Below are 4,980 nucleotides of genomic sequence, written 5' to 3'. Positions count from 1 at the left end.
GCCGCCGCCCGAGGGGCGACGGCCGCACGGCGCGGGTCCGGTCAGGACCGGCGGACGGTCGGGTCGAGCGCGCGCTGCTCGTCCGGATCCAGGCGCTCCTGACGGGCGTCCGGGCGCTCCGGCTCCTGGTCGGCCTGCTGGTCGGCGCGCGAACCGGTCTCCGCGGCGAGGTCGATCTCCTCGCCGTTCTCGTCGACCCGCCGGTACCAGTCGGTGACGGCCGGGTCGTGGGAGTCGAAGGTCTCGCCGGCGGCACGGGCGCCGGGGGCGTGCTCCACCTGCAGGGCGAAGTCGTCGCCGTGCTCCTCGATGCCGTGGATCACGGCCTTGCGCACCGCCGTGAGGGCGAACGCGTGGCGGATCGTGGCGGGGTCGCTGCGCAGGTCCTTGTAGAAGGAGACCATGAGGAAGGCGACGATCACCGCGAACGGCAGGGCCGAGACGGTGACCAGGTTCTGCATGCCGGTCAGGGCGTCGTCGCCGCCCACGAGCATCATGACCGATGCGATGCCGCCGAGGCACAGGCCCCAGAACACGACGATCGGCCGGTTCGGCTCCGGCTGGCCCCGCTGGGACAGCGTGCCCATGACGATCGAGGCGGAGTCCGCGCTAGTCACGAAGAAGATGCCGATGATGACCATGGCGAGCACCGACGTGATCGCGCCGAAGGGCAGGGCATCGAGCATGCCGAACAGCGCGGCCTCCTGGCCGCCCGCGGCGGCCAGGTCGGTCCCGGTGCGCTGCAGGTACATGGACGTGCCGCCGATGACCACGAACCAGAGCACGCACATCGAGGAGGGGACCACCAGCACCACGGTCACGAACTGGCGCAGCGTGCGGCCGCGGGAGATCTTCGCGATGAACATCCCGACGAACGGGGACCAGGACAGCCACCAGGCCCAGTAGAAGACGGTCCAGCCGCCCGCGAAGGCGGTCGCGTCCTCGCCCCAGCCGCCGGTCTGCCCCGTCATCCAGAGGTACTCCTGCAGGTAGGTGCTGAACACGGCGGGGACCAGGTCCAGGATCAGGACGGTGGGGCCGGCCACGAACACGAACAGGGCCAGCAGGAAGGCCAGCAGCAGGTTCGTGTTGGAGAGGTAGCGGATGCCGCGGGCCACGCCGGAGACCGCGGAGACCACGAAGGCGGCGGTGAGGACGGCGATGATGGTGATGAGGCCGCTGTTGCCGAGGGGTCCCCAGCCGGCGACGATCTCGAGGCCCCGCGAGATCTGCAGCGCGCCGATCCCGAGCGAGGCCGCCGTGCCGAAGAGGGTCGCGAAGATGGCGAACACGTCGATGAGCCGGCCCAGGCCGCCCTCGGCGCGCCGCTGGCCGATCAGCGGCACGAAGATCCGGCTGATGAGCGGGGAGCGCCCGCGGCGGTAGGCGCCGTACGCGACGGCCGCGCCGACCACGGCGTACATGGCCCAGGGGTTGAGACCCCAGTGGAAGGCCGTCTGGACCAGGGCGTAGACGGTCATCTCCTCGGAGCCGGGCTCCGCCCCGAAGCCGGGCACGCCGGCGCCGAAGTGGCTCAGCGGCTCGGAGGCGCCGTAGAACATCAGGCCGATGCCCATGCCGGCGGCGAAGAGCATCGCGAGCCACGAGAAGAAGGAGTACTCGGGCTTCTCGTCGTCCATGCCCAGGGGGATCCGACCCGTCCTCGAGAAGCCGACGACGAGCATGAACAGCACGGCGGCCGTGGACAGGGCGGTGAAGAACCACCCGGTGTTGCCGGTGACCCAGCCCAGGGCCGCGGTGGAGGCGGCCGTCAGGGACTCGGTGGAGAGCACGCCCCAGGCGATGAACCCCACGATCAGCGCGGCGGTGACGGTGAAGACCACCTTGTCCGTGCCGTAGCTCAGCTTCTGGTCCTCGACGGCGATGCCGGGGACCAGGGCGGGGTGGATGCCGTGCGGGTAGTTGATCTCGCGCAGCACCTCCCGCGGCTTCGGCCGGCGGGAGCCGTCGGCCTCGCCGGGCGGCTGCGACGAATGGGGTGGCGTGGTGCTCACAAGGACTCCTGGGGTGTCGGGGTGCGTGCGGTGTCGTGTCGGTGCGTGCGGGGCGGACCCGGGGATGTCGACGACGGTCCGTGCGGACAGGACCGAACACTCCACCGTAACCGACGCCCCGGAGCCGCAGGAGGGACTGCGCGGAGTCCCACACCGACGGACGCCAGTGGGTTGAGTCGAAGTGGCTCAAGTTAAGTTGACATCGGCGGCTCACGTGGCAGACTTGAGCCAGGAAAACTCAAGACCTGAGACCTCCGGGACCCCAACGGGGCCGTTGCGGCCCGCCCGGTTCAGCTCGACCCGAAGGAGAACACGTCCATGTCTCGTGCAGTAGGAATCGACCTCGGCACCACCAACTCCGTGGTGTCCGTGCTGGAGGGCGGCGAGCCCACCGTCATCGCCAACGCCGAGGGCAACCGGACCACCCCGTCCGTCGTCGCCTTCTCGAAGGACGGCGAGACCCTGGTCGGCGACATCGCCAAGCGCCAGGCCGTCACCAACGTGGACCGCACGATCGCCTCGGTCAAGCGCCACATGGGCACCGGGTGGTCCACCGACATCGACGGCAAGAAGTACACGCCGCAGGAGATCTCGGCGCGCATCCTGATGAAGCTCAAGACCGACGCCGAGTCCTACCTCGGCGACAAGGTCACCGACGCCGTGATCACCGTCCCGGCGTACTTCAACGACGCCGAGCGCCAGGCCACCAAGGAGGCCGGTGAGATCGCGGGCATGAACGTGCTGCGCATCGTCAACGAGCCCACCGCGGCGGCGCTGGCCTACGGGCTCGAGAAGGGCAAGGAGGACGAGCTCATCCTCGTCTTCGACCTCGGCGGCGGCACCTTCGACGTCTCTCTGCTGGAGGTCGGCAAGGACGAGGACGACTTCTCCACCATCCAGGTCCGTTCGACCGCCGGCGACAACCGCCTCGGCGGCGACGACTGGGACCAGCGGGTCGTCGACTGGCTGCTCTCCCAGGTGAAGTCCAAGACGGGCGCTGACCTGTCCAAGGACAAGATCGCCCTGCAGCGCCTCAAGGAGACCGCCGAGCAGGCCAAGAAGGAGCTGTCCTCCGCGACGAGCACCAACATCTCGCTGCAGTACCTGTCGGTGACCCCCGAGGGGCCGGTGCACCTGGACGAGCGGCTCACCCGCGCCAAGTTCGAGGAGCTCACCCGGGACCTGCTGGAGCGCACCGAGAAGCCGTTCAAGGACGTCATCGCCGAGGCCGGCATCTCCGTGTCCGACATCGACCACGTGGTGCTGGTGGGCGGCTCGACCCGCATGCCCGCGGTCGCCGAGACCGTCCAGCGCCTGGCCGGCAAGGAGCCCAACAAGGGCGTGAACCCGGACGAGGTCGTCGCCGTCGGCGCCGCCATCCAGGCGGGCGTGCTCAAGGGCGACCGCAAGGACGTGCTCCTGATCGACGTGACCCCGCTGTCGCTGGGCATCGAGACCAAGGGCGGCGTGATGACCAAGCTCATCGAGCGCAACACGGCCATCCCCACCAAGCGGTCCGAGACCTTCACCACGGCCGAGGACAACCAGCCGTCCGTGTCCATCCAGGTCTTCCAGGGCGAGCGCCAGTTCACCCGGGACAACAAGAACCTGGGCACCTTCGAGCTGACCGGCATCGCCCCCGCCCCTCGCGGGATGCCGCAGATCGAGGTCACCTTCGACATCGACGCCAACGGCATCGTGCACGTCTCCGCGAAGGACAAGGGCACCGGCACCGAGCAGTCGATGACCATCACGGGCGGGTCCTCCCTGTCCAAGGAGGACATCGACCGCATGGTCAAGGACGCCGAGGCCAACGCCGAGGCGGACCGGGTGCGCCGCGAGGCGGCGGACCTGCGCAACAACGCGGAGCAGCAGGCGTACTCCGTCGACAAGCTCCTGAAGGACAACGACGAGAAGCTGCCCGCGGACGTCAAGTCCGAGGTGCAGGCGGACGTCGACGCCCTGAAGCAGGCGCTCGAGGGCGAGGACGACGACGCCGTGAAGACGGCGTACGACAAGCTCCAGCAGTCCCAGACCAAGCTCGGCGAGGCTCTCTACGCGCAGTCGCAGGCCGAGGGCGCCCCGGGTGAGGGCGCCACCGGCGCCACCGGTGACGAGGACATCGTCGACGCCGAGGTCGTCGACGACGAGGACGAGAAGAAGTGAGCATGCCCGACCCCACACCAGGACCCGAGGAGAACGCGGACGGCCACGGCACCGGGAACGTCCCCGGCGATCCCGCCGCGGCCTCCGGCGAGCACCGTGCGCAGGACCCCGGCACCGGCCCCCAGGAGGAGGCCGGGCCGGAGGGCCTGACGGTGGACGACATCCTCTCGACCCCGCAGTCGACCGACGCGGAGTCCGGGGACGCCGCGCCGGAGACCGTGGGGGAGGACTCCCCGGCGGCCGCCCTCGCCGAGGAGCGGCTCGAGGAGCTGCGCCGGCTGCAGGCCGAGTTCGTGAACTTCAAGCACCGCACGGCGCGCGAGAAGGAGCAGCTCCGGACCTTCGTGACCGGCGACCTCCTCCAGACGCTGCTGCCGGTGTTCGACGACATCGACGCGGCCCGGCAGGCGGGCGACCTCACCGACGGCCCGTTCGCGGCGATCGCGAACAAGCTCGAGGAGACCCTCGTGCGGCACGGGCTCGTGCGCCTCGGGGAGGTCGGGGAGAAGTTCGACCCGAACGTCCACGAGGCGGTGCTGCAGCAGCCCACGAGCGAGGTCGAGCCCGACCAGGTCTCGATGGTGCTGCGCTCCGGCTTCCGGATCGGCGAGCGCGTGGTGCGCCCGGCCCAGGTCGCCGTCGCGGTCGCCGAGTGAGGCCGGTCCCGGCCTGAGCCCGGCGACGGCAGGGGAGGTCCGCCCCGCGGGCCTCCCCTGACCCGTCCACCCGTCCCCGGCGCACTCCTGCTGCTCGGCGCCCTCGGCTTCGCCCTGGCCGAACGACCCCGGGAACGCACCAC

3 protein-coding genes are annotated in these 4,980 nt (G+C 70.4%); 2 read left to right on the top strand and 1 reads right to left on the bottom strand.

Annotated elements, in window-relative coordinates:
- Positions 1–41: 41 nt before the first annotated feature.
- Entirely contained in the window at positions 42–2,015 is a 1,974-nt protein-coding gene (locus ACFU0Y_RS17030; protein WP_380215975.1) for a BCCT family transporter, read from the bottom strand.
- A gap of 318 nt (positions 2,016–2,333) precedes the next feature.
- Here ACFU0Y_RS17030 and dnaK point away from each other — a divergent pair, with 318 nt between their 5' ends.
- Both dnaK and grpE read left to right on the top strand, forming a co-directional pair.
- Entirely contained in the window at positions 2,334–4,181 is a 1,848-nt protein-coding gene (gene dnaK, locus ACFU0Y_RS17025) for a molecular chaperone DnaK (RefSeq protein ID WP_380215973.1), read from the top strand.
- Positions 4,178–4,837, top strand: coding sequence for a nucleotide exchange factor GrpE (grpE, locus tag ACFU0Y_RS17020; protein ID WP_380215970.1), 660 nt, complete (start codon positions 4,178–4,180; stop codon positions 4,835–4,837). The genes dnaK and grpE overlap by 4 nt, the downstream gene beginning before the upstream one ends.
- The last annotated feature ends 143 nt before the right edge of the window (positions 4,838–4,980 follow it).

The organism is Kocuria sp. NPDC057446 (assembly GCF_042802875.1).
In the GTDB taxonomy this organism is placed as follows: domain Bacteria; phylum Actinomycetota; class Actinomycetes; order Actinomycetales; family Micrococcaceae; genus Kocuria.
The sequence above is the reverse complement of the archived record's forward strand: the minus strand, read 5'-3'. Positions and strand labels throughout refer to the sequence as shown.